This is a genomic window from Streptomyces sp. SUK 48, assembly GCF_009650765.1.
GTDB lineage: Bacteria > Actinomycetota > Actinomycetes > Streptomycetales > Streptomycetaceae > Streptomyces.
The window spans coordinates 53,256-78,593 of record NZ_CP045740.1 but is presented as its reverse complement, the minus strand read 5'-3'; the positions used below and the strand labels follow the sequence as shown (position 1 = coordinate 78,593).

Below are 25,338 nucleotides of genomic sequence, written 5' to 3'. Positions count from 1 at the left end.
AGGCTCAGCGGGACGAGGTCAGAGGATCCGTTTCTGCTTTCCCCGCATCGAGCTCGCGGGCCCGCAGGACGGTCAGGCAGGCGTGGATGGCCATGGCCAGGGTTATGTGGCGGTGCCAGCCGGGATAGCGGCGGACCTGGTAGTCGTCGAGACCGCATTCCTGTTTCGCGGTCTGGAAGCACTCCTCGACCGCCCACCGGCTGCCGGCAACATGAATGAGCTGGTCAAGTATGGTGTCGGCGGGGCAGTAGGCGATGTAGTAGGAGATCTCCTCGGGCCTGCGGACGCTTCGGCGTGCGATCACCCAGTGCCTGCGGTCTTCCCGGTGCCAGGGCCGGACCTCCACCCGTGCCCAGTCGAACACGCGGGGCCCGTGAGACCCGTTCCCGCAGGACCGGCGCTTCCACTTCTGCCGCGGCAGCCCGTGGAACAGGTCATGAACGGGATGGTCCATGGCCCAGCGGGTGACGACGGTGTCGTGCCGGGTGGTGGCCATGACGTGGAAGACGTCCGCCCGTTCCAGCTCGGTCCGCCAGCTCTTGGAATAGCCGTAACCGGCGTCCGCGGTCACCCACCCGAACGGGATCTTCCCCTGGATCGCCCTGCGGACCATCGCCCGGGCCATCGCCACCTTCGTCTCGAAGGCGACCTCGTCGTCGATGCCGGCCCGCCTGCACCGTTCCCGGTCGTCCGTCCAGGACGTCGGCAGATAAAGGCTCCGGTCGATGAGGGTGCGGCCGCGGTCGGTGGCATAGGCGAGGAAGACCCCGACCTGGCAGTTCTCCGTCCGTCCCGCGGTTCCGGAGTACTGCCGCTGGACGCCGGCCGAACGGTCTCCCTTCTTCAGGAAACCGGTGTCGTCGACGATCAGTACCGCATCCCGGTCCCCGAGATGTTCCACGACGTACTCACGCACGTCGTCCAGGACCTCGTCCGCATCCCAGTCGATCCTGTTCAGCAGCCGGTGGATCCGGTCGGGTCCCGCATGGCCCGCCTCCTCCGCCAGCGTCCAGCCGTTCTTCCGCTCCAGCGGTGCGATGAGTCCCCGCATATACGAGGTTGTTCGTCGCTTTCTGCCCGCCTTCGGTGACGGCTGCTCCGCCGCCCTCCGGGAAGTGGGCGCGCAGGCGGTCCACCGCGTCCAGGTGCGACTCGCGGACGACGTAGCGGGTGATCCCCCAGCGGCGCCGGTGCTCGTCCAGCGCGGCCGTGATCTCCCGTGCCGTGCCGACCCATGCGTAGGGCGAGGCGAGCACGTCGGCCGGGGAGCAGTTCAGCTGCCCGGCGATGCGGTGGGCCGCAGCCTCGGCGTCGTCGGTGATCTCCACCATCTGTACCAGTGCTTCGCGCGCCGGGGCGGTGGACCGGCCGGCGGCGCCCTGCTCGATCAGGTCGATCTGGCGGTCGATGTCCTCGGGGTTCCAGCGCGCCTCGTGCGTGTGGCCGTCGGGCAGGTTGCGGCCCAGCCCGCTCAGGCCCACGACGTCCGCGTGTGCCCCCGCCCAGCGCAGCAGCGTGCTGTTGCCGCCCCCGAAAGTGAACGGCACATCGCCTCGGACCGGGCGCGGCCCGGTGAGACGGGCCTCACGGGCGCGCGCCTCGGGGCCGTCGAGGGTGACGGTCTCGCCCGCGAGGAGTGCGCGGCAGGCTTCGGCCACGACCTGGAAGCGCCGGACGCGCCCGGCCACGTCCGGCCGCTGCCCGCCCAGCATCTCCCACTCGGCCGGGGTGTGCCCCGCGCCCAGGGCCAGGCGCGCGCGTCCGCCGGAGACGAGATCCAGGGTCGCGACGTCCGACGCCAGCAGCAGCGGCTCGCGCACCCCCGCGTGGGAGACGTAGGAGCCCACGCCGAGGCGTTCGGTGACCGCCGCCGCGGCGGCCAGCGCGACGAAGGGGGAGGCGGCGGTGCCCGGGTGGTCGGCCCCGAGCAGCGCGTCGTACCCCCCTGCTTCCGCGCGCCGGGCCAGCGCGGTCCAGGAGGCGGCGTCTCGCGGCTGGGCCTGTACGGAAACGATCGGTGACTGCATGTCAGGAGGCTAGGGTGAGGACCCGCCGGGCGGTGGTCTTTGCGCGTGTGGCGAAACCGTGCCGCCCGGCTCGGGCGCGGCGTCAGCCCGTCGTCGCCGCGTCCTCGGAGAGCCGTGTACCTGCCTCCGCCGGCCCGGCGAGGCCCCGCAGCGGGCGGTTCCTGACCACGTAGCAGATGAGCAGCACGTACAGACCGCCGAACAACCCGAGGGTGGGGCGCAGGCCGATGTTCTGCGCGAGCCAGCCCGTGGCGAAGATGCCGACCGGCGCGGCGGCGAAGGCCATGGCCATCACCGCACCCCAGACCCGGCCCAGCGCGTCCGGCGGGGTGGAGCGCTCCACCACGCCGGTGACGAGGGGGTTGACCGGTCCGCTGGCCAGCCCGATGGCGAAGGTGATCGCCACCATGATCCACAGCCCGGGTTCGGCGACCATGGCCAGCCGGGCGGCGCAGATCAGCGCGAAGCAGCCCACGAAGGTCGCCCACCGGTTGGCCAGCAGCCTGCGGCTCGCCGGGGCGTAGGCGAACGATCCGACGACCGCGCCGATGCCGTTGGCCGCCAGTAGCAGCCCCACCGCCCGCTCGCCGCCCAGCAGTTCACGGCTGTAGACCGGCAGCACCACCGGGGTCAGCGCGTCGTCCAGGAAGTTGGTGCACACCACCACGCTGATGATGGCCGCCAGTACCGGGGTGCGCAGGATGTAGCGCGCGCCCTCGGTGACCTCCCGTAGCAGGCCCGGACGGGTCCCGGCAGGCTCCGCCACGTCGCCCGGCTCCGCCTTCTGGGTCCGCGAGGCAGGCTCCCCGCCCGGCACCGCCATGATCAGCAGGGCCGAGGCAAGGAACGTGCCCGCGTCCACGTAGAGCACGGCGGTCGGACCGGTCAGGCCCGCCATCAGCGCGGCGAGCGGCGGGCCGACCACGAAAGCCACCCGCTGGGCCGAGGCGAACAGCGAGTTGGCGGTCTCCGAGCGCACCTGCCCGCGGGCGGTCACCCGGGGCAGCAGCGCCAGCCGGGCCGCCGCACCCGGCGCGTCGGCGAGGGTGCGCAGGAACAGCAGCGCCATCAGCGCCGGCAGCGCCAGACCGACCGTGCCGTGCAGCAACGGCACCGCGGCCATGCACGCCCCGGCGGCCAGATCGGCGACCACGCTGGTGCGCTTCGGGCCGACCCGGTCGGCGATCACGCCCCCGGCGAGGCCGGCCACGATCATCGGTAGCGCGTTGGCGAACCCCGCCGCGCCCGCCTCGGTGGCGCTGGACGAGATCTGGAGCACGTAGAGCGGCACCGCGACCAAGGTCATGGTGTTGCCGATCCAGGACAGGTAGTTCGCCGTCACCAGCGCGGTGAGGGGGCGCCTGTCACGAGTGGTCGTCGATGTCATGCGGAGGGGCTCTTCTTCTCTCGGGTCAGCTCGGCGAGCATGCGGTTCACCTCGTGCAGGGACATGCCCGCCGTCGAGGGCGGCTGGGCCCCGTGCTGCCCGGTCAGCCGAGTGAACTCCTCGGCGGCACTGGCCGCAGCGGCCCGCACGGCCGTCCCGTCGACGGCCTCCGGGTCGAACTTCCAGGTGAACACAGCTTCCTCGCCGTCGGTTTCGAAGAGGACGGCGACGGCGTGGTAGCGCGAGGCGTCGTCGTTCCCCGAAGGGCCGACCTGCTCGCCGACGGTGAACAACCGCCCGCTGTCCGCGCCCGCGAGCAACGTGCCCAGGTAGTTGAAGGACAGCTCGGCCCGTCCCCATCCGGCGGCCTCGCGGCGCACCTCGGGATCGGCGGACCAGCGCAGCGCCAGATAGCCCTTGCCACCGTCCGGTACGGCGTCCAGAGCGCGGCCCACCTGCGCCAGGTGGCTGCCGGGGTCGTCGGCGAAGGGGAGGCGCAGCGGGTGGCTGGTGGCGTAGAAGCCCACGGCACGGCCCGGATCCCAGCCGTCCGCGAGCGGCAGCTCCCGCCCGGGGGCGATGAGATCGAGGACGACGTCCCGGCCGCCGAACCAGGGCCGGGTGGCCCTGGCGACGGCCGTCAGCGCCGCGGCCGGCCGGTCCGCGGCGTCGGCGCCCGGCGGTATCGCCGCGAGCACCCGGTACGCCGTCTCGCCGCCGATCCGGTCCGGCCCGCCGGTGCGGCAGCCCAGGGGAGCGGCACCCGCCAATTGGTATCGCCAGTAGTCGCGTTGGTCTCGCACGTCGTGGTCGCGCCACGAGGCCGCGTACACCGACGGGTGCCGGGCTTCGGCGGCCGGCCTGGCCCCGTGGTAGGCCCGGTCGAGGTCGTCCACCAGGATCTGCCAGGACAGGCCGTCCACGACCAGGTGGTGTGCGGTCAGGACGATCCGGTCGGGCTCGCCGGGGATCAGGGAGGCCGCGAACAGCGGTCCCTCGCGCAGGTCGAAGGCGGCGCGGTGGGCGGCCGCGACCCGGGCCGGATCGGCACCCGGCGCCTCGACGCGCCACAGTCGGCGGTCCGTGGCGTCCGCACGCCAGCCGATGTCCGTGCGCCCGAACGCCGAGCACAGGCCGGGGTGGGCGGCCGCCACCCGTTTGACGACCACGGCCAGCCACTCGGGGTCCAGCGGCCGGGCGGCGGTGAGCACCAGGCTGTGCGCCCACAGCTCCGGGTGCGGAAGACCGCCTTCCAGCAGATCCTCCTGCTCGGGGCTGACCGCCCCCTCCGCCGGTTCGGCACCGCCTCGGACAGCGGCCGAATCCGTTTGGACCAGGGCCAGTTGACCGCGCATGGTGGGGGCGCGGAACAGTTGCCGGGCGGTGAGGGCGAAACCGGCCCCGCGCAGCGCGTGGGCCAGCCGGACCGCCGTCAGGGACGTACCGCCGCACTCGAAGAAGTTGTCGTCCGGGCCCGGCTCGGTGCCCAGCACCTCCCGCCAGACCGCCGCGATCCGGCGCAGCTCGCCCGGGTCCACCGGAGCGGGGGCCGCGGGCGCCGCCGCGGCGGTCCGCGCAGGGGTGGGCGCGGGAGCCGCGGCACGGGCGCGCAACGGTTCGTCCGGCCGCTCCACGAAGACCCGTACCAGTTCCAGGAGACGTCCGACGAGCCGGTCGACGGTGGCGTCCGTGAACAGCTCGGTGCGGTACTCGAACCGCCCGTACATCCGGTCACCCGCCCGCCACCAGCCGACCGTGATGTCCATCGGTGACACGCCGTCCTCGACCTCGATGCCGTGCACCTCGGCGTCGGGCAGCCGGACCACGGTGTCGTCGAAGTCCAGCACGAGGTGCATGGTCTGCAACAGGGGGTACCGGTCGAGGCTCCGCTCGGGCGACACCGCGTCGACGATCTCGCTGAAGGGCACTTCACGATGGTCGGCGACGGCGGCCGAGGCATGCCGCACCACGTGCAGGATCTGCGTCGGCGTCGGGTCGGCGGGCAGCCTGGCGCGCAGCGGGACATTGGTCAGCAGGAAGCCGATCAGATCATGGGTCTCGGGCCGGCCGCGGGTCGCGCTCGGCAGGCCGACGACGATGTCACGCGACCCGGTCTCCTCGTGCACCAGGCCCACGTAGACGGCCAGCAGCGCGTCGGACAGGGTCAGCCGTGCGGAGCGGCACATCGCCAGGAAGGCGGCGCTGAGCCCGTCGTCGAGCCGGAAGTAGTGGTGCTTGCCCTCGTGCCCTCGGCTCTCCGGGGGCGCGTCGTAGGGCAGCGGCAGATGCGCCGGCACGCCCTCCAGGTGGGCGCGCCAGAAGTCGCGGTGCGTCCGGCGGCGGTCACCGGTGAAGTACCGCCGCTGCCAGACGGCGAAGTCGCCGTACTGCACGGGAAGTTCGGGGACCCGGGCGGGACGGTGCTCGCGGGCCGCGCGGTAGTGCTCCAGGAGTTCCCGGTTGAGGCGGACGAACGACCACTGGTCGGTCACCGAGTGGTGCATCGTCTCGATCACCTGGTACTCGTCGTCCGCGGCGCGCACCACGACCACCCGCAGCAGTCCGCCGGCGGCGAGGTCGAACGGCCGCCGCACCAGCGAGCGCACGGTCTGTGCGACGGCGTCCGGCTCGGCCCGCAGGTCGAGGAACTCGACCGGCGTCGCGAACTCCTCACTCACCCGCAGCACTGGCAGGCCGTCGCGGACCTCCACGTGGGAGCGCAGCAGTTCGTGGCGGCGCACCAGCGCGGTGACGGCCGCCCGGAACGCCTCCTCGTCGAAGGCGCCCTTGAACCGCAGCCCGGTGCTGATGTTGTACGTGTGCCGGCCGGGATCGAGCTGGTCGAGGATCCAGATGCGCTCCTGGTCCAGGCCCAGCGGAAAGACGGAGCGGTCGCCGGAGCGCCGGGTGAGGTCCGGCTCGGCGGCCGGGCCCTCCTCCCCGTGCCGCAGTCGGCGCTGGAGGGCCGCCCGCTGCTCGGGCGTCAGGCGGGCCAGCCGGTCGGCGACGGTGCGCGGTCGAGTCACGGTCACTGGCTCCTGACGGCGTCGGCAGCGGTGGGTCGGTCGGCCGGCAGCAGCTCGGCCAGCCGGGGCAGGCCGGCCAGCACGTCCCCGGCCGGCAGCCCGAAGTCGACGAGGCAGCCCACCTCGTCGGCGCCCGCCTCGGCGAGCCGGGCCAGCACCCGGGCGGCCTTGGCCGGTGTGCCCAGGAGCGAGGGGCCTGCCAGGTAGTCCTGGAAGGCGGCCTCCAGCAGGACGGGTTCGTCGCCGCCGCCGCCGGTCTGCGCCCGGTAGGAGGACAGGTAGTCGTGCAGCGCGGGCCGCAGTCTGTCCTCCACGTCGGGCTCGTCGCTGACGTGCGCGTGGGTCATCACCACGACGTCACCGTCCCCGGCGTGCCCGGCGTCCCGCCAGGCGGCCCGGTACCGGGCCACGTTCTCCCTCAACTGGGGCAGGGTCTGGCCGAGCAGCGCAGTCATCACGCCGTACCCGGCGGTGCCTGCGGCCCGGAAGGTCTCCGGGTGCCCGGCCGCGGTGATCCACACCGGCAGTTCGGGCTGCACCGGGCGCGGCTGGGTGAGCACCTGTGCCGTCGTGCCCGCGGTGCCGGGGAAGGCCAGCTCCTCGCCCGCCCACAGCCGCCGCACCTGTTCGACGGTGCGCATCAGCGTCTTCTTGCGCTCGTCGTACGGTTCCCGGGCCAGCACGAAGTCGTCCGGGTGCCAGCCGCTCGCGAAGGAGACGCCCACCCGGCCGCCGGAGATGTTGTCCACCACCGCCCACTCCTCGGCGACGCGGACCGGATGGTGCAGCGGTGCGGCGACGCTGCCGGCCCGCAGCCGCAGCCGCCGGGTCACGGCCGCCGCCGCGGCGGCGAGGACGGAGGGGTTGGGGTGCGAGCCGCCGAAGTCCACGAAGTGCCGCTCCGGGAACCACGCGGCGTGGAATCCCCGCTCGTCGGCGAACTCGCAGGCCCGCAGCATCATGGCGTAGTAGTCGGGGGCCGCGAGCGCGCGGGCCTGAGGGAAGAAGTACAGGCTGAGCCGGACCCGCGGCACCGCGTCCGGCGGCCCGTCGGCGGCCGGGTCCTGTCGGGCGCGTTCGCGCAGCCGCAGCCGCAGGGCCGCGCGCTGCTCGGGGGTCAGCTGTCCGAGTCGTTCGCCGATGTCGCTCACGCCTGTCCCTCCTCTTTTTCGCCCTGCCCCTCGATCTCGGCCAGCAGCTCCAGCAGTTCGGCGTCGTCGCGTTCGCTGAGGATCTCGTCCACCCGTGCCGCGAAGTCGCCGAACGTGGAATGCTCGTACAGGTCCTGAAGACGCACCTCGACCAGCAACTGGTCGTTGACGACGGAGATCAGCTGCGCCGCCTGGAGGGAAGTGCCGCCCAGTTCGAAGAAGTTGTCCTGCGGGCGGATCGCCGGGCCGCCGAACGACTCCTGCCACAGGGCGGCCAGCAGGGACCGCGTCTCCGCGTCGTCGGGCACGTCGCCGGCACCCGGCTCCTCCTGCCCCGAGCGGGCCGGCACCGTCTCGGGGACACCCGTCGCGGCCGTCCCCTCTGAGGGCGCGCCCCCCGAGGCCGCATCCTGCTCGGGCGTGCCGTCCGGACCGGCGGCCGGCCAGTGGCGGGTGTCGGCGAACGCGATCCCGGGCACCCGGGCCGGGGCGGCCGGCCGGGCGACGAGGTCGTCGGTCGCGCAGCCCGCCGTCCACGCGGCGCCGAGCGCGGCCAGGTGCACCGTCGCCTCGTCGCGGGCCCCGTCGCCGAGGAGTTCGGCGATGACGGGACGGTGCTCCGCGCCCCGGGTGGCGCGCCGCAGCTGCGAGGCGAACGTCCGGCCCGGCCCGGCCTCCAGCACCACGTGGGGTGCCGCGTCGAGCAGCACCTGCACCCCTTGGGCGAAGCGGACGGTGGTGCCCAGCTGACGGCCCCAGTAGGCCGGGTCGGTGGCCTGCGCCGCGTCCAGTGGCACCCCGGTGACGTTGGACAGCACCAGCAAGCGCGGTGCGTGCAGGGAGAGGCTGCCCACCACCTCGGTGAACGCCTCGGCGGCCTCGGCCATGGACCGGGAGTGGAAGGCGTGCGCGGTGGCCAGCCGGCGCACCTTCACCCCCGCGGCGGCGCAGCGGCGTTCCACCTCCGCCACGTGCTCCGCCGCCCCGCCGAGGACCACGGTGTCGGGCGAGTTCACCGCGCAGACGTCCACCGGCAGCCCGGCCGCCAGCTCCCGCGCCGTGTCCTCCCCGGTCAGCACGGCGGCCATCGCACCGGCCGGCGCGCGGCTCATCAGCCGGCCGCGTTCGACCACCGCCCGCGCCCCGTCCGCCTCGGAGAACACGCCCGCCCAGGTGGCGGCGACCAGTTCCCCGACGCTGTGGCCGAGGAGGACCGACGGGGTGACACCGTGCCGCCGCAGACCGTGCAGCAGGGCGAGTTCCACGCTGAACAGCAGCGGCTGGACGACATCGGTGCGCAGCCAGCGCGGATCGTCGTCCGGCCAGGTCCAGCAGCCCTCCAGGTCCGGCCCTCCACACGCGCGGACGAGGGCCCGGGTACCGGCCCACTCCCGGGCGAAGGCATCGTCGGCCGCGAGCAGTCCGCGCCCGGTACCGGCCAGGGCCACCCCCTGGCCCGGCAGGAGCACGGCCACGGCCGGCTCGGGCAGCGCCTTCGCCTGGACCGACGCCGACTCCAGCGCGTCCGCCAGCGCGGCGCGCGCCGTTACCTCGTCCGCCGCCTCGATCGGGCAGGCCCAGCGGTATGGCAGTCGCCGCCGACCGTGCCAGAGCGTGCCGAGGACGTCGTTCACCGGCCGGGTGCCCTGGCGCACCGCGGCGGCGAGCCCGGCCGCGGTGCGCCTCAGCGCGTCCGGGCTCGCGGCGGAGAGCACCGCGGGTCCGCGTCCGGGCGGGCCCGCGGGCGGCTCCGGCGGCCCTGCGGCGACGGCCGGTTCGGCGAGGATGACATGGGCGTTGGTGCCGCCCAGCCCGAAGGAGCTGACCGCCGCGTACCGGGTGCGGCCGTCGGGCCAGGGCATCGCCTCGCGCGGCAGGTGGAAGCGGTCCGCGCCCAGCGGCGCGTCGGGGCCGTCCCCGGGTTGTGCGGGGATCGGCGGGATCACCCCGTGCTGGACGGCGAGCACCGCCTTGATCAGACCGACCACGCCCGCAGCGGTGTCCGTGTGCCCGATGCCGGCCTTCACCGCGCCGAGCGCGCACGGCTCCGCCGCGTCGCCGTACGCCTGGGCCAGCGCCGCCAGTTCGACCTGGTCGCCGAGTTCGGTCGCGGTGCCGTGCGTCTCGATGAAGCCGATGTCCGCAGGTTTGCGCCCGGCTACCGCCAGTGCCTCCTCCAGCACCGCCGCCTGGCCCCGGGGGCTGGGCGCGACGAGGCTCATCCGGTCGGCGCCGTCGTTGTTGACCGCGCTGCCCAGCAGCACTGCCCGGGCACCGCGCCCGGCCTCCTCAGCCCGGCGCAGCACCACTACCCCGGCACCGCTGGCGGGCACGGTGCCCCGGCTGTCCCGGGTGAAGGGCCGGCAGCGGCCGTCGGGGGACAGCACGTCGCCCTCCTGGTAGGTGTAGCCCGCGCCCGGCGGCAGTTGGACGGTGACCCCGCCCGCGATCGCGAGGTCGCACTCGTAGGTGAGCAGGCTGCGCAGGGCCACGTGGACGGCGACCAGTGAGGTGGAGCAGGCGGTCTGCAAGGTGAGCGCCGGGCCGGTGAGGCCCAGCCGGAACGCGAGGGAGGTCGCCAGGTAGTCCTTGTCGTTGCCGAGGGAGATCTGCTGGCGGCCCGCGGCCCGTACCAGCGTGGGGTCGGCGTCGACATAGTGGTGCCGGTAGCCGCTGTCACCGCAGCCCAGAAAGACTCCCACCCGGCCCGGGTCGCGCTCGGTGTCGACGCCCGCGTCCTCCAGGGCCTGCCAGGCGACCTCGGTGATGACCCGCTGCTGGGGGTCGGTCACCGCGGCCTGGGTCGGGCTCATGCCGAACAGCTCCGCGTCGAACCGGTCGACGCGGTCGATCCCGCCGACGCCCAGGGTGCCGTTGGGCAGCACCCCCGGCAGTGCCACGTGCCCGCGGGCCACGTCGGCCCAGAAGGTGTCCGGGTCGGCGGCTCCGGGCACTCGGAGGGCCACTCCGATCACCGCCACCGCGTTCTCGGGTGCGTGCATCTGCGTCCGCCTCGATTCCTGGTACCTAGAGGGTCGATGAGGGCCGCCGGCCGGTGCGCCAGCCGCTGAGGGCGCGGGAGCGGTCGCGGCCCCGGGCCGCGCCTTGCGCCGCGGGCCCGTCGGCGACGGCGGCACCGTCGAGGTGTGCCGCGAGGGCGCGTACGGTGGTGTGACGGAACAACTCGGCCGCCGTGAGCCGGGGATGGGCGGTGCGCAGCGCCGCCAGCACCCGCAGCACCCCGTGGGAAGTCCCGCCGAGCTCGAAGAAGGTCGCGTCGTGGTCCTGGACGGGACGGCCGAGGACTGTCTCCCACTCCTGGCACAGGCGCGCCGCCGTGGCCCCGTCCGCCGGGGGCGGCCCGGCGGGCGCGGTCGGCCGCCGGTCGGCCGCCCAGCGCGCCAGGGTGTCGCGGTCGAGTTTGCCGTTGGGTAGTTGCGGCAGCGCGGGGACGCGCAGCCATGCGCCGGGGACCGCGGCCGCGGGGAGCCATGCCTCGGCGTGGGCGCGCAGCTCCCGCAGCGGGTCGGGGGCCGCCGGGCGGGGCGGTCCGTCCGCCGCGACGCCGTCCGCCAGGAACGCCACCAGGTGGGTGGAGTCGGCGTTCGGGGCCACGGCGACCTCTGGCGCGCCGGCCGCGTGCAGGGTGGCCTCCACCTCCTCCACCTCGATCCGCTGGCCGAGGATCTTGCACTGTCCGTCCCGGCGGCCGAGGAACCGCAGCCCCTCCGGGCCGTCGAGGACGACCAGGTCCCCGGTGTCATAGCCGCACCCGCGGCCTCCGCCGAGCGCCACGAACCGCTCGGCGGTCAGCTCCGGGCGGTGCCAGTACCCCTCGGCGACTCCCAGGCCGCCGATGACCAGCCGGCCGGGGCAGCCCGGGGGCAGCCGCCGACCCAGCCTGTCCAGCACCTGGCAGGACTCGCCCGGCAGCGGCAGCCCGATCCGGACGGCGGCGCCCCGGGCGACCCGCCAGGTGGTGGACCACACGGTGGTCTCGGTGGGGCCGTAGCAGTTGACGACAGGCCCCGGGACGGTCGCCGCCAACTCCTCCGCCAGATCGCGAGCGAGGGGCTCGCCGCCCACCAGCAGGGCGCCCAGCTGGCCCAGCAGGGCGCGGCCGGCCGGGTCGGCGAGCAGCAGCCGGGCGATGGTGGGCGTGCACTGGTACAGCGCCCCGGCCGGCACGTCCTGCTCGGCCGCCTGCCGGTGCCCGGTCACCAGGACGGTGCGGCCCCGGGTGAGCGGCCACAGCAGTTCCAGGACGCTGATGTCGAAGGACAGGCTGGTGCCCGCAACGGTCAACGGCGCCCCGGGCAGGGCCCGGTCGCACGCGTCGAAGAGCGCGGTCAGCCGGGCGTGTCCCACCACGACGCCCTTGGGCCGGCCGGTCGAGCCGGAAGTGTGCAGGATGTACGCGCGCCCGGCCGGGTCCGCCGGCGCCGCATCGCTCTCCTCGCCGTCCGCCGGTACGGCGGCCCCGACGTCGGCCATGTCCAGGGGCAGGACGCCGAACGTGTCCCGCAGCGCCCCCGGCAGGGCCCGGTCGCCCAGGACGACGGCCGGGGCGGTGTCCGCCACGATGAACCGCAGCCGGTCGGCCGGGTATTCGGGATCCAGTGGCACGTACACCGCGCCCGCCCGCCAGACGGCGAGCACGGCCACCACCAGGTCCGTGCCCCGCGGCAGGCAGATGCCCACCCGGTCTCCGGGCCGCACCCCCCGCCCGGTGAGCGCGTGGGCCACCGCGCGCGACCGCCGCTCCAGGGCGGCGTAGGAGAGCGCCCGGGCCCCGTCGGTGACGGCGGTGGCCTCCGGGGTCGTACGGGCGTGCCGCAGGACGAGTTCGTGCACCGGCCGCGGGTCGGGGTCCAGCGGGGCGCCCTCCAGGACGGTCAGTTCGGCCTCCTCCGTCTCGCCGAGGAGGTCGACGGCGGCGAGCGGGCGCGCCGGGTCCTCGGTGAGCCGCTCCAGGAGACGGGCCACGTGGTCCACGGTGTTGCGGGCCCGCTCCGGCGGCAACGCGTCCTCTCGGTGGACGAGTTCCAGCCGCATTCCGCCGCCGGGCAGATGGCGCAGGGCCAGGCAGCAGTCGTACTCCGCCTCCCCGGTGTCCGTCTCGCCGACCGTCCAGCGCAGCCCGCCCGCCTCGACCGCCGGCACCGGGACGGTCTCGGTGCACAGGATCTGGGCGAGCGGCTTGCGGCCGGGCTCCCGTACGGCGCGCACGCCGGACAGGATCTCCTCGAAGGGCAGTTCGGCGTGGTCGAGCGCGTCGAACAGGGCGTCCATGGTTCGGTCCACCACCGTCGAGGTGTCCGCCCCGGCCAGGTCGAGGCGGACCGGGACGGTGTTCTGGAGACAGTCGATGCGCTGGTCGCCGCCGTCCCTGCGGCCGCTCACCGGGACCGCGAGGACGACGTCGTCCCGGTCCAGGTACCAGGCCGTCACCGCGCCCACCGCGCCGAGGAACTGGACGAACGGACTGGCACCGGTGGTCCGCGCGCGGTGCCGCAGCCGGTCGCGGAGCGCGGCCGGCAGATCCCGGACGACGGTCCGCTTGCGCCGGTCGGCCGCGGGCCGCGCCCAGGGCAGTTCCGTCCGCTGCGGGCAGCCCTCCAGGTACCGCCGCCAGAAGGCGCGCAGTCGTTCCCCGTCCGCCCGTGGCGCGGACTCGTCGTCGTCCCGGGCGTCGGCGGCCGGTGCGGTCGTGGCGGGGTCGGCGTAGGCGCAGGTGAGCGCCGACAGCAGCAGGGCCGTGGAGTCGTCGTCGAAGACCGCGTGGTGCACGGCGATCAGACAGTGGGTGCGCCGCGGGCCGACCAGCGCCCTGATTCGGCACAACGGGCCGCCGCCGTGTTCGAACGGTACCGCCAGCGCCGCGGACTCCGCCGCCACCAGCGCGTCCGGGTCCGGCGTCGTCCGGATCACCATGTCCACGGCCTCGGGGTCGTGCACCCGCCGACGCAGCCCCCCGGGGTCGAGGTGCAGCGAGGTGCGCAGCGCCGGATGGGCCGTGACCACCGCGCGCAGCGCGTCCCGGAGCCGCCCGGGATCGGCCGTACCTTCCGCGGTGATCCGCTTGACGAGGGTGCGGGCGGCGCCGCCGTCCTGCTGGTCCAGCAGGTAGAACCGCAGCTGTCCGGGGGTGGCCGGGCGGGTGTCGAGGCGGCTCATCCGGTGTTCTCCGGACGTGCGCCGGCCCTGACGCGCAGCAGTTCCGTCATGGCCGCCGGGGTGGCATGGCGGATGACCTCTTTCAGGGCGAGTTCCGGCAGTCCGGCGCCGCGCAGCGCCGTTTTGAGCCGCAGCGCGAGCAGGGAGGTGCCGCCGAGGTCGAAGAAGTTGTCGTCCGGGGCCACGGGTACGTCCAGCACGTCGCGCCAAGCCCCGACGACCCGGTCGAGGACGTCACCGGACGCGTCCGGGGAGCCGGCAGGGCCGACCGGGGTGTCCGCGTCCGGCTCGGGGCGGGCAGCCTCGCGGTGTCGAGCTTGCCGTTGGCGGTGACCGGAAGGGTAGTGAGCGCGGTGACGGTCTGCGGGACCATGTACTCGGGCAGCCGGGCCGCCGCCCGCCGGAGCAGCCCCTCGGTGGAGCCCCCGGGCGTGAGCACCACATAGGCGTCGAGCCGGGCCTCGGTGGTGCCGGCACCGTGCACGACGACCGCCGCGGACGTGACCGACGGGTCCCGCAGCAGAACGTCGCGGAGCTCGCCGAGTTCGATGCGGAAGCCGCGCACCTTCACCTGGTCGTCCAGCCGCCCCAGGTGTTCCAGCTCCCCGCCGGGCAGCAGCCGGCCCTGGTCGCCGCTGCGGTAGAGCCGTTCCCCCGGCACCCGCGGATGGCGGTCGGTGGTGAAGCGTTCGGCCGTCAGCTCGGGACGGTCGAGATAGCCGAGCGCGACCCCCGCCCCGCCCACATGCAGTTCTCCCGCGACGCCGGGCGCCACCGGACGGCCGCGCACGTCCAGGACGTATATCTCCCAGCCGGGCAGCGGACGGCCGACGACCCGGCTGCCGGTACGGGTGTCCTCGGGGGTGACCGTGTGGGTGGTGCTGTGCACGGTCGTCTCGGTGATGCCGTACATGTTCTCCACACGCACCCCCGGATAACGCGCGAACCAGGGCGACAGGGTGCGTGTGTCCAGCGGTTCGCCACCGAAGACCACCAGACGCACCGACAGGCGGCCCCGCGCCAGCCGGTCGGTGGAGAGCAACAGCCCGAACGCGGTCGGTGTCTGGCTGAGGACGGTCACCTCCTCGTCCTCCAGCAATTGGTGGAACTCCTCCGGATTGCGCGAGACCGCCCGCGGCACGACCACCAGCCGGCCGCCGGTGAGCAGACAGACCCAGATCTCCCAGGCGGAGAAGTCGAAGGCGAACGAGTGGAACAGCGACCACACGTCGTCCGGGCCGAGGCCGAAGTCGTCGCGCGTCGCGTTCAGCAGAGAGGTCACGTTGCGGTGTGTCACCAGCACGCCCTTGGGCCGGCCGGTGGACCCGGAGGTGTGGATGGCGTAGCAGGGCAGATCCGGGTCGACGGCGGGCAGCGGCCGGGCCGGGTCCCGTGGCCGGGTGTGCACCGGCAGCCAGTCGATGTGCTCCGGCAGGTCCGCCGGGCGGGAGTCCGCGTCGCCGACCACGACCCGCACGTCCGCGTCGCCGATCACGAGGGCCAGCCGCGCCTCGGGGTAGGAGGGGTCCAGCGGCACGTACGCCGCTCCGGTCTTCAGCACGCCCAGCAGGGCGACGACCAGGTCGCAGGAGCGTTCCATGCGCACGCCCACCCGGTCCCCAGCCCGCACCCCGGCCTCCGCCAGCGCGCGGGCCACCGTGCTGGAACCCTCCTCGACCTCGGCGTAACGCAGCGCGGTCCGACCGTCGTTGACGGCGATGCGGTCGGGCGACAGCCCGGCGCGCCGGGTGAACAGCGCGGGTACGGAGAGTTCTTCGGGCGCGAGAGGGGCGCCGCGCCCGGCGTCCAGGACGCGCTGCCGGTCCGCCTCGTCGAGGACGGTCACCGAGGCCAGGCGCGCATCGGGCCGCTCGGCGAACTCGCGCAGTACCGCGACGAGCTGGCGGGTGAACAGCGCCGCCTGGTCGGCCGAGAACCACCGGTGGCGGAACTGGAGCAGCCCCCGTGTGGCGCCCTCGGCCGCCAGGTCGACGTAGACGAGCAGGGGGAACTTCGCGGCGCCCGCGAACGGGTGGGGGAGCGGCCGCGCGGTGAGCCCCGGCAGACGCAGCGGCGGCGGGGTCCACAGGGGGGCGACCGCGGCGGTCAGTGAACCGGCTCCCAGTGGGTGGCCGGTGGGCAGCACGTCGAAGAGCGGCAGGTCCGCGTCTCGGTAGGCGGCGAGGCACTGGCGGTGGCAGGTACGTAGGAAACCGGCCACGGTGCCGTCCTCCGCCAGGCGCACCGGAACGGGAACGGTGTTACTGAAGTAGCCGATGGTGTGCCGCTGCGCGGCCGGCCTGCGGGTGACGAAACTGCCGACCAGCGAGGCGTCCGTGCCGCCGTTGCGCGCGAGCACCAGCCCCGCCGCGGCGGTCAGCGCCGAGTAGCGGGAGATGCCCAGGCCGCGCGCGGTGCCGGCCAGTTTCCGCCATACGTCCTCCGGAACGGTGAACGGCAGCTGGCCGCCGTCAGCGTCGGCCGCGTCGCCGTCGCCGCACCCCCAGCCCGGCGCGGAGCCGAGCGGGAGGGCGGACAGATCGGCGCGGCGGGCGGCCGCCCGGCCGGCCCCGCGCCGGGCGGCCCCGGCCGCGGCCGTCGCCCAGCCCGGATAGTCGCCCGGGGACCGTGTGGTGTCGCCCGTGAGCACCTCGGCGACGGCCGTCTCCATCGCCTGGTCGTCGACGACGAGGTGACTGGCGGTCAGTACCAGATCGGCGCTGCCGTGCCGGCGGCGCAGCAGCGCCCCGCGCATCAGCGGTCCGTTCCGGGTGTCGATCGGGCGCAGGCACTCCGCAAGGCGCCGGGCCGCGCCGTCGTCGTCCGCCGCGGACGGCGGGAGGATCTCGTCCCGCCACTCCGGGGCGGTGTCCGACCGGGCCATGCCGAGGGCCGGGCCGTCGTCGACGAGGCGCGAGGACAAGGCCGGATGCCTGCGCACGAGGGCACGGAACCGCTCCGCGAGCAGCTCGCCGTCGAACATGCCGGTCAGGTGGTAGGCGGCGACCACCGTGTGCAGGCCCGGCCGTTCGGCCAAGGCGTCGGCGAGGTGGACGCCGACCTGGTTGGGTGCGAGCGGCCAGCCGGCCCCGGCTGGACGGGCGGCACCCGCCGGGTCGCTGCCGTCGATTGCGCCGTCGTCCGGGCCCGGCCCCACGAACCCGCCACTGCGGTCGATCACGGCTTGCCTCCAGTCGGTGCGTGTCCTGCTGGTGAGGGGCTGGGCCGCGGCGCGGAACGCCGGCCGGCCGCCCGGGGCCGGCCGGTACGGCTGTGTCCACCGTCCCGTGGGCGCGGCCCCGCGGGGACCGGCTCACTCATAGTCGATCCAGTCCATGGCCTCGATCGCGGCCACCGTCTCGGCAAGCGCCGCCGGATCGGGAGCGGACCCGCTGAGTGCGGCCACGTTGCCGGCCGCGCCGATCCGCCAGTCGACCGGCGCGCCCGGTTCGACCAGCGGCACCACCCGGTTCACGTACGGCAGCCGGCGCAGCCCGGTCAGGTCGCGCATCGCCTTGACGCGGGTGGCCCCCACGGGCGGCACGATCAGATAGTGGAAGACGGCGGGGCCGCGCCCCACCGGGTCGGGGGTGGTGTACGGGCGTCCCAGCGCCGCCTTGACGGCGATGTCGGCCGGCACGCTGCTGCCCGCGCGCACGCCGAGGTCGTCCACCCAGGCGCCCAGGCGGCCGTTGACCTCGATGATCCGCGGGCCGTCGGGGGTCAGCTTGATCTCGACGTCGGCCACCCCGTGCACACCGAGGGCGCCGACCGCGCCGCACGCCAGGTCGGCCACCTCCCGGACCAGGTCGTCCGGCACCACCGACTGCCCGCCGTACGCGCCGCGTTCCCGGAAGGGCTCGGCGAGCGCGAACTTGCTGCTGACGAAGACCGGGCGCACGTCGTCGCCGCGGGCGACGCAGTCCACCGCCATGTAGTCGCCCCAGGGGGCCTCGACCGGCATGCCGACCAGCAACTCCTCCAGGACGAGCGCGGTTTCGGCGGGCCCGCCGAAACCGCCGAGCGCCGCCGCGACCACCGCGCGGCACTCGTCCGCCGTGGCGACGGCGGTGGTGTTGCGGCTCGACGCGCCGACGACCGGTTTGACGATCGCGGGCAGTCCCACCCGCGCGATGGCCGCGTCCACCTGGTCGGTGGCGGTCACGGTGCAGAACCGCACGGTGTCCAGGCCCACTTCGGCGAACCGCTCGCGCTGGCGGTCCTTATCGGTGACCGCCTCCCGCAGGGCGGGGGAGTGATAGGGCAGACCGAGCGCGGCGGCCAGCCGGACCGTGTCTGCGATACGGAATTCGCTGAACGTGATGATTCCGGCGGGGTTCAGCCCGCGTAATTCATCGACGACCGACGCTTCGGTACGGCCCGCCGTGTTCACCACCCGGCCCAGTCTGCCGAGAAGTGGAATCATCTGCTGTGCGTGTGCCGAGTCCGTGGCCACGAACGCGATTTCGCAGTCATTGTCGCGGGCGACCTGGGAAAGACGGAGCGGCGCGAGACTTCCGACGTCGTAGACGGCGAGGAGTACCGGTGAATCGCTCAAGTGGGTGGTCCTTCCCAAGTGATCGACATGAGAGGCGGCAGAAGCATAGTCACTGACCAGGGCCCCGACAATGATCGATTTTCAGCCATCGCTTTCCGGGCGATTTCTCCGGGCATTGTGGAGTGAGCTGCGTCACATCACCTGACGGAAGGTTTCGCCACATGCGGCGCCGACCAATTTCCTAGCGTTGACAGTCCAATCCCGTCCGTGGGTCCGCGTCGGTCTCGGAATCGTCGTGCGTTTGATGAGGTGAGGAGTCAGATGAACCAGATTCCCGGTACGGAAAACGGTGCGGACCGTATTGCGGCGTTGTGGGCAGAAGTTCTCGGAACGGGTTCCGATCCGAATCTGGGTTTTCTGGAGAACGGCGGGGATTCTTTCGGGGCCCTCACTCTCTCCACCAGGATCCACGAGGAGACGGGCGTCGAGATAGATTTCCTCGACATCCTGGAAAGCGAGAACGTCCGCGCAGTGCGCGACCTTGTGCGCTCTGCGGCCGAATCGTCCTGACGCAATCGGATGGTGGGCCCCGAATCGGATGGTGGGCCCCGAAAATGAGAATCGCGATCGGAGGAAACACGTGTCCGCTCCGCGTGTCGCGGAAGAGACGGCCTACTCTGAACCGGCCGCTCCCCGGCCCCTGCGGATGATGTGCGTCCCCTACGCGGGGGCGGGCGCCGGCGTGTACCGGGGACTGCGGCCGGGACCCGGCGCCGACCTTGACGTGGTACGGGTCCAACTCCCCGGGCGGGAGGAGGAGTTCACGGCGCCGTTCCACCGTACGGTCCGGGCGGCTGCCGAAGACGTCGCCGGCCGGGTCGCCGGGCACGCCGACGGCGCCCCCTACGTCCTCTTCGGGCACAGCCTCGGCGCCCTCCTCGCCTACGAGGCGACCCGTCACCTGCTGGAGACCGGGGGTGCCCCGCCCCGGCACCTGGTGGTCAGCGGCTCGGTGAGCCCCCGGCGCCGCCGCCCCGAGAAGCTGTCCGACGATCCGGCGCTGGCCGTCGCCCAGTTGCGCGAGCTGACCGGGCAGCCGGAAGCCTTCGCCGACCCTGAGATCCGTGACCTGCTGCTGCCCGCCCTGCGCGCCGACACCGCGATGTCCGAGGGCTACCGCCCGCAGCCGCACCGTCCGCTGTCGGTCCCGCTCATGGCCCTTCGCGGCACCTTGGACGTCTCCGTCCCGGTCGCCGACTGGCGGGACTGGGCGGCCTACACCTCGGCGGGCTTCCAGAGCGTCGAGTTCCCCGGCGGCCACATGTACCTCACCGAATCCTGGCCCGCCGTGCTGCGCGCCGTCGCGGAGCTGGTGTGACGACTCCCGGTACGCAACGAAAGGAGCCGCCCGTGGCAGCGGCCGCCCCCGCGACCCTTCATGAGCTGTTCGCCCGTTCCGCCGCACGTCATCCGGACCGCACCGCGCTGGAAGTGGACGGCCGGACATTCAGCTACGCGGAACTGGACCGCCTGTCGGACCGGCTGGCCGGACGGATCCTGTGTCGGGCCGGCCGCCGCCCCGCACGAGTGGGGCTACTGGCCGTCCGCAGCCTCACGGCCTACGCGGGCTATCTGGCCGCGCTGCAACTGGGCGCGGCGGCGGTGCCGATCAACCCCGCGCACCCGCCCGCCCGGCAGCTGGCGATCGTCAAGGACTGCACCCCCGACCTTGTCGTCGGCGCGTCCTCGGGCACGCGGAACGGCACCCGGGCGCGGCCCGACCTCGGCGTGCCCTGGCTGCTCGTCGACGAGATGTCGCTGACGGAACCGGCCGACGGCACCGGCGCGGCAAAGAGCGACGACGGCGGGGACCGGCCGGGCGAAAAGGTCGCCGCGCCGCCACGGCCGGACGACATCGCCTACATCCTGTACACCTCGGGCTCCACCGGTGCGCCGCGCGGTGTGCCCGTCCGGCACGCGAACATCGTGCCGTTCATCGGCTGGGCTGTCGACGCCTGCGGTTTCGGCCCGCAGGACCGCACCTCCCAGAACGTCGAGTTCTCCTTCGACGTGGCCGTCTACGAGATGTTCGTGACCTGGGCGGCCGGCGGTGCACTGGTCGTGCCCCGCGCCAACGACGTGCTGCGGCCCTCCCGGTTCGTCAACGAGCACCGGATCACCCACTGGTTCTGCGTGCCGTCTCTCGGCAGCCTCGCCGAGCGCACCGGCGCGCTCGCCCCTGGCTCGATGCCCACCCTGACCAAGGTCATGCTGGGCGGCGAACGCCTCACCGCCGAACAGGCGCGGCAGTGGGCCGAGGCCGCGCCCAACGCCGCACTGCACAACATGTACGGGCCGACCGAGGTGAGCGTCGTCTGCGTGCACAAGGGCCTCGGGAGCGTCGGCCGGCTCGTGCCCGCCGGCTCCAACGGGACGATGCCCATCGGCGAGGTACTGCCGCACCTGGAGAGCGTCGTGCTCGGGGAGGACGGACAGCCCGCCCCGACCGGCGAGTTGTGTCTGCGCGGGCCCCAGCGGTTCGCCGGCTACCTTGACCCGGCCCACAACGAGGGGCGGTTCCTGCGCCGCCGGCCCGGGGCGGCGGCGCTCGCCCTGCCGGCGGGGGAGACGCCCCGCGACACGGACTGGTACCGCACCGGCGACCTGGTCCGCGCCGAGGGCGACGGACTGGTCTTCCTCGGCAGGCTGGACGACCAGGTGAAGGTGCGCGGTCATCGCATCGAAGTGGGTGAGGTGGAGGCGCAGTTGGCGTGCCACCCCGCGGTCCGGGAGGCCGTCGTGGTCGCCCACCACGCCGGGGCGGAGGCGACGCTGGTCGCCCACTACACGGGCACCGTCACCCCGCCCGCCGAACTCACCGGCTTCCTCCGCGAGCGGCTCCCGCGCTACATGCTGCCGAGCCGCTTCCTGCACCGGGAGTCGTTCCCGCTGAACACCAACGGCAAGACCGACCGCCGCTCGCTGCCGGCCCCGGCCCCCGGACAGACACCGCACTGAGCTGCGCGCCCGGCCGGGGCGCGCGCCCACCACCACGTCGACCCGCTGCGGAGGAGACATGTCAGGCATCACGACCGGTGAGATACCGAAGATCCTCCTCATCGGTTCCGGTGACCTCACCACACGGTTGGGTCATCTGCTGGCGAGCGCGGAACCGGAGACCCGGCTCGTCCTCGCGAGCCGCTCGGCGGAGCGCGCCACGCGCTTCGCGAACCTGACCAAGCTGGCGGCTGCCAACCTCGGCCGGATACGCGAGGTCGAGGCAGTGGCCATGGACATGGCCGACGTGGACCGCACCGCGGAGCAACTGAGGCGCATCCGGCCGACGATCATCTTCATGGGCGCCTCCATCCAGGCCGCCCGCGCCATCATGGACCTGCCGGAGGACCTGTTCCGACGGCTTGACGAGGCACAGCTCGGCCCCTGGCTGCCGATGCACCTCACGCTCGTGCACGAGCTGATGCAGGCCGTACGCCTCGCGGAGTCGAGGGCCGTCGTCGTCAACTCCGCCTACCCCGACACGGTCGGCCCCGCCCTCGCGGCCCTCGACCTGGCGCCCGACGTCGGGATCGGCAACATCGGCAACATCGTGCCCGGTATCACCTGGGCGGCCGCCGAGGAACTGGGCGTCTCCCCGGCCGAGGTCGAGGTAAAGGCCGTGGGACACCACTACTTCAGCCACCACGTGCACCGGTTCGGCGAGGCCCGCGGCATCCCGCACCTGCTCGATATCCGCGTCGCGGGGACGCCGGCCACGGTCGACGCCGACGCGATGTACGCCCGGCTGGCCGGCGGCCTGCGGCGCCAGGGTGGCAAGGAGGGTCAGCAGCTGACGGCCACCTCCGCCGCGCGCCTCCTGCTCGCGCTGCTGTCCCGCACGGAGCACACCCTGCACGCGCCCGCCCCCGGCGGCATGACCGGGGGCTACCCGGTCCGGGTGTCGCGCGACGGCGTACGGCTCGACCTGCCGCCCGGCATCACCCCCTCGGCGGCCCAGGCCGTCAACCGGCGCTGCCAGCTCCTGGACGGGATCGAGCGCGTGAACGCCAACGGAGCGGTCCAGTTCACCGAGGAACGCATGGCGGTGATGCGGGAGATGCTGGGCTACCACTGCACCGAGCTGAAGGTCGTCGATGCCCGCTCCGCGGCGACCGAACTGGCCGGGCGCTACGACGCCTTCCTGCGCCGGCACGGACTGGGCGTATGACCGCGCGCACCGTGCTCTTCGACCTCGACGGCGTGCTCGTGGACAGCCAGGACGCCGAGGTACTGGCTCTGCTGGAGTTCGCCGGGACCGTGCATGCCCGGGTCCCGGCCGAGGGCTTCGCCGAGAGGGTCGCGGGCCGCCGGATGAGCGAGTCGGTCGCGATCGTCGGGCAGTACACGGACGCCCCGTTGCCAAACGACGCGGTGGAGCGGGTCAGGGAGATCGCCGAGCGGTACCTGGCGACCCGGTTGCGCGCCACTCCTGGGATGGCGGCGGCCCTGCGGGAGATCACGGCCCCCGTGTACGTGGTGTCCAACTCCCCGCTCGGCATGATCGAGGACCGCCTGCGCCGCACCGGCCTCGCCGGCTTCTTCACCGGCCCCCACTTCTCGGCGTACGAACTGGGCACGTGGAAGCCGGACCCAGGTCTCTACCGGCAGGCGGTACGGACGCTGGGGGTGGACCCCGAGACCGTGGTCGCGGTCGAGGACAGCGAGGTCGGCGTGCGCTCCGCCCACGACGCGGGCCTGCGCGTCCACTGGTACCGGCCCGACCGGCCGGAGGAGAGCCGGTGCTCGGGGCGCGTCCGGGTCCTCGGGGACATGAGGGCACTGCCCGGACTGCTCGCGGCGCGGGTGTGACCGGGCCGCCCGCGCAAAATCCGCGTCCCCTGTTTCCGCGGCTCCGGCGGCACAGGGACGGACGGCCACGGCTGTCACAGGCCGGGGCCGAGGGCGTCCAGGCCGGCGCCGTCCTCTCGGTGCGGCTATCCCCAGTTCATGCCCAGCGCTGCGAGTGCGACGAGTCGTTCGGCGGCGAGTCTGTCCCACCGCTGCTCGGTGTTGGAGATCCGTCCCCCAGCCGGACGGCTACCGGCGCTGCTCCGTCGTCGACGGTGATCTCTTCGCTGTGGTCCCGCCTGGCGGTGCAGCAGCACCCCGCCCTCGCCCTGCTGGGCCGTCGCCTCGGTCGTGTCCCGCAGGTGGTCGAAGAACACCGCCCGGTCCGCGGCCGCCAGCTGCGGCGCGGCGGCGACCGGGCCGCGCCGGGGTCTGGGTAACCGTCCGGGTGAGCGCCGGCGGGATGGTGCCGTTCAGCGTCCAGGCCAGCATGTGAGCGGTGTCCCGGGTGTGCACCCACCCGGCTGGCGGGTGCAAGCCGCCGACGGGCCTTGGCCCTTGATCTTGGACACACGAGACACTGGATCCTGAGGATCTGAGGACGGACATCTCGTGGTCATGAAGAACTATCCGCCGCAGTTCAAGGCAGACGCGGTCGCGCTGTACCAGTCGCGGCCCGAGGCGACGATCCGGCAGGTCGCTGCCGATCTGGGAATCAACCCCGAGACCTTGCGGAACTGGGTCCGGGCAGCCGGCGCGAGCCGGCCGCGGGGACGCCGGGCAGAGGCACCGGCCGAGCCGCCGACACCGCTGGAGGCCGAGAACGCCGCTCTGCGCCAGAAGGTCCGCGAACTGGAGGAAGAACGCGAGATCCTGCGCAAGGCAGCGAAGTATTTCGCCGGGGAGACGCGCTGGTGAACCGCTTCCAGTTCGTCGCCGACCACCACCACCGCCGCTACGGGGTGAAGCGGCTGTGCACGATCCTGGGCATCGCCCGCTCCAGCTTCTACTACCGGCGCCGGACGGCCGCGGACCGGGCCGCCTGGCAGGCGGCCGACGCCCACCTCGCCATCCGGATACGAGCCGTGCACCACGAATGGGGCGGCACCTAAGGCGTTCCCAGGATCACCGCCGAACTCCGCGACGGCGGCGAGCGAGTCAACCGAGCTGGTCGAGGCCGCCGACGAGAAGCAGCTCACCAAGACCATCGCCCGCCACGGCCGCGTCGATCTTTTGTGCATCGACGAGTTGGGATACATGGAACTGGACTGGCACGGCGCCGAGTTGCTGTTCCAGGTCCTGACCGAGCGCGAGGAGAAGAACAGCGTCGCCATCGCCTCCAACGAGTCCTTCGGCGGCTGGACGAAGACCGTCACTGCCCCCGGCTCTGCGCGGCCATCGTCGACCGCCTGACCTTCAACGGCGCGATCATCGAGACCGGCACCGACTCCTACCGGCTCGCCTCCACCCGGGCCCGGGTGGAGGAACCCGCCAAGGCCGGCTGACACCTGCAGGCCCCACCTCAACGGCGCGCCGCCCTCACGGGCGGCGCGCCGTCCTATCCCATCTTTCAACCCCGCTTGATCTCCTCGCGCTCACCCGGCTTCATAGCGATGAGCGGACACTGCCGAGCACGACCTCAGTCGGACAACGCGACCGGGGACCACATGCCGAACCACTGCTCGGCGCCCCAATCCTCATACCGTTGCACCTCGGTGAACCCCAGCTTCGCCGCGAGGCGCATCGAGCGTTCGTTGGCGGTCTGGGTGGTGAGCACCACCGGCTCGCCGGGCAGCGCTTCGGCACACCAGTCGACTGCCGCCGCGCACGCCTCCGTGGCATACCCGTGTCCCCACGCCTGCGGTAGGAACATGTAGCCGAGCTCGACCTCCGAGGCCCCGGGGCGGACGTGAACCGGATGCTCCGGGTCGCGCCGCTCAAGCGCGACGATCCCGATCATCGCCCCGTCGAGATCGACCACGAAGAGGCCAGGGCGCCGCTTGGGTGTCTCGGGCACCGCACGCTCGAACTCGTCGCGCTGTCGGGGGCCACCGATATAGGTGCCTACCTCGGGCGACGTGAACAACTCGATGACCGCCGCACGGTCTCGGGCTCCCGGAGCACGAGCCTCTCGGTCCTCTCGGTCTTGATCGGGGCAGGCATCCCGGGCCATGGTGCGTACAGCGTCGGCCAGGCGGAATCTCCGGCGGTGCTTCCTGTCGTCACC

The 25,338-nt window shown here is 73.6% G+C and carries 15 protein-coding genes and 4 pseudogenes; 9 read left to right on the top strand and 10 right to left on the bottom strand.

The features are described 5' to 3' along the window. Positions 1-4: 4 nt before the first annotated feature. The 9 genes and pseudogenes from GHR20_RS00335 to GHR20_RS00290 form a co-directional block, all read right to left on the bottom strand. Positions 5-1,057 (bottom strand): annotated as a pseudogene (locus GHR20_RS00335) (IS701 family transposase); the annotation flags it as partial. A gap of 169 nt (positions 1,058-1,226) precedes the next feature. After that, positions 1,227-2,027: pseudogene (locus tag GHR20_RS00330) on the bottom strand (LLM class flavin-dependent oxidoreductase); the annotation flags it as partial. A gap of 82 nt (positions 2,028-2,109) precedes the next feature. Further along, positions 2,110-3,414 carry an MFS transporter gene (locus GHR20_RS00325; protein ID WP_111581420.1) on the bottom strand — a complete coding sequence of 435 codons (1,305 nt, stop codon included), beginning with the start codon at positions 3,412-3,414 and terminating at the stop codon, positions 2,110-2,112. Next, entirely contained in the window at positions 3,411-6,440 is a 3,030-nt protein-coding gene (locus tag GHR20_RS00320; RefSeq protein WP_153811751.1) for a condensation domain-containing protein, read from the bottom strand. The genes GHR20_RS00325 and GHR20_RS00320 overlap by 4 nt, the downstream gene beginning before the upstream one ends. 2 nt (positions 6,441-6,442) lie before the next feature. Beyond that, positions 6,443-7,591, bottom strand: a complete 1,149-nt coding sequence (locus tag GHR20_RS00315; protein WP_153811750.1) for a MupA/Atu3671 family FMN-dependent luciferase-like monooxygenase — start codon at positions 7,589-7,591, stop codon at positions 6,443-6,445. After that, positions 7,588-10,593, bottom strand: a complete 3,006-nt coding sequence (locus GHR20_RS00310; RefSeq protein ID WP_153811749.1) for a type I polyketide synthase — start codon at positions 10,591-10,593, stop codon at positions 7,588-7,590. Before GHR20_RS00310 ends, GHR20_RS00315 begins: the two co-directional genes overlap by 4 nt. Before the next feature lie 25 nt (positions 10,594-10,618). Further along, a complete protein-coding gene (locus GHR20_RS00305) occupies positions 10,619-13,768 on the bottom strand; it encodes a non-ribosomal peptide synthetase (protein ID WP_153811748.1) in 3,150 nt (1,049 codons plus the stop codon). 82 nt (positions 13,769-13,850) lie between these two features. Next, a complete protein-coding gene (locus tag GHR20_RS00295; RefSeq protein ID WP_153811746.1) occupies positions 13,851-16,949 on the bottom strand; it encodes an amino acid adenylation domain-containing protein in 3,099 nt (1,032 codons plus the stop codon). Positions 16,950-17,081: 132 nt separating this feature from the next. After that, positions 17,082-18,326 (bottom strand): ATP-grasp domain-containing protein, encoded by a 1,245-nt coding sequence (locus GHR20_RS00290; RefSeq protein ID WP_153811745.1) that lies wholly within the window; start codon positions 18,324-18,326, stop codon positions 17,082-17,084. A gap of 261 nt (positions 18,327-18,587) precedes the next feature. Between GHR20_RS00290 and GHR20_RS00285 the strand changes: the two genes are divergently transcribed. From GHR20_RS00285 to GHR20_RS00245, 9 genes and pseudogenes are all read left to right on the top strand, one after another. Further along, positions 18,588-18,836 carry an acyl carrier protein gene (locus tag GHR20_RS00285; RefSeq protein ID WP_153811744.1) on the top strand — a complete coding sequence of 83 codons (249 nt, stop codon included), beginning with the start codon at positions 18,588-18,590 and terminating at the stop codon, positions 18,834-18,836. A gap of 70 nt (positions 18,837-18,906) precedes the next feature. Beyond that, positions 18,907-19,644, top strand: a complete 738-nt coding sequence (locus GHR20_RS00280; RefSeq protein ID WP_194858756.1) for an alpha/beta fold hydrolase — start codon at positions 18,907-18,909, stop codon at positions 19,642-19,644. 32 nt (positions 19,645-19,676) lie between these two features. Beyond that, a complete protein-coding gene (locus tag GHR20_RS00275) occupies positions 19,677-21,284 on the top strand; it encodes an amino acid adenylation domain-containing protein (protein ID WP_153811742.1) in 1,608 nt (535 codons plus the stop codon). 58 nt (positions 21,285-21,342) lie between these two features. Next, positions 21,343-22,491, top strand: coding sequence for a hypothetical protein (locus tag GHR20_RS00270; RefSeq protein WP_153811741.1), 1,149 nt, complete (start codon positions 21,343-21,345; stop codon positions 22,489-22,491). Then, a complete protein-coding gene (locus tag GHR20_RS00265; protein ID WP_153811740.1) occupies positions 22,488-23,132 on the top strand; it encodes an HAD-IA family hydrolase in 645 nt (214 codons plus the stop codon). The genes GHR20_RS00270 and GHR20_RS00265 overlap by 4 nt, the downstream gene beginning before the upstream one ends. A 254-nt stretch (positions 23,133-23,386) precedes the next feature. Further along, on the top strand, positions 23,387-23,551 hold the full coding sequence (locus GHR20_RS00260; RefSeq protein ID WP_153811739.1) for a hypothetical protein: 165 nt from the start codon (positions 23,387-23,389) through the stop codon (positions 23,549-23,551). 178 nt (positions 23,552-23,729) lie between these two features. Continuing rightward, on the top strand, positions 23,730-24,029 hold the full coding sequence (locus GHR20_RS00255) for a transposase (protein ID WP_208446823.1): 300 nt from the start codon (positions 23,730-23,732) through the stop codon (positions 24,027-24,029). Beyond that, a complete protein-coding gene (locus GHR20_RS00250; RefSeq protein WP_153811737.1) occupies positions 24,026-24,223 on the top strand; it encodes a hypothetical protein in 198 nt (65 codons plus the stop codon). The genes GHR20_RS00255 and GHR20_RS00250 overlap by 4 nt, the downstream gene beginning before the upstream one ends. 52 nt (positions 24,224-24,275) lie before the next feature. Continuing rightward, positions 24,276-24,616, top strand: a pseudogene (locus tag GHR20_RS00245) (ATP-binding protein); the annotation flags it as partial. 134 nt (positions 24,617-24,750) lie between these two features. Here the strand turns inward: GHR20_RS00245 and GHR20_RS00240 are convergent. Continuing rightward, positions 24,751-25,274, bottom strand: a pseudogene (locus tag GHR20_RS00240) (GNAT family N-acetyltransferase). Positions 25,275-25,338 lie beyond the last annotated feature (64 nt).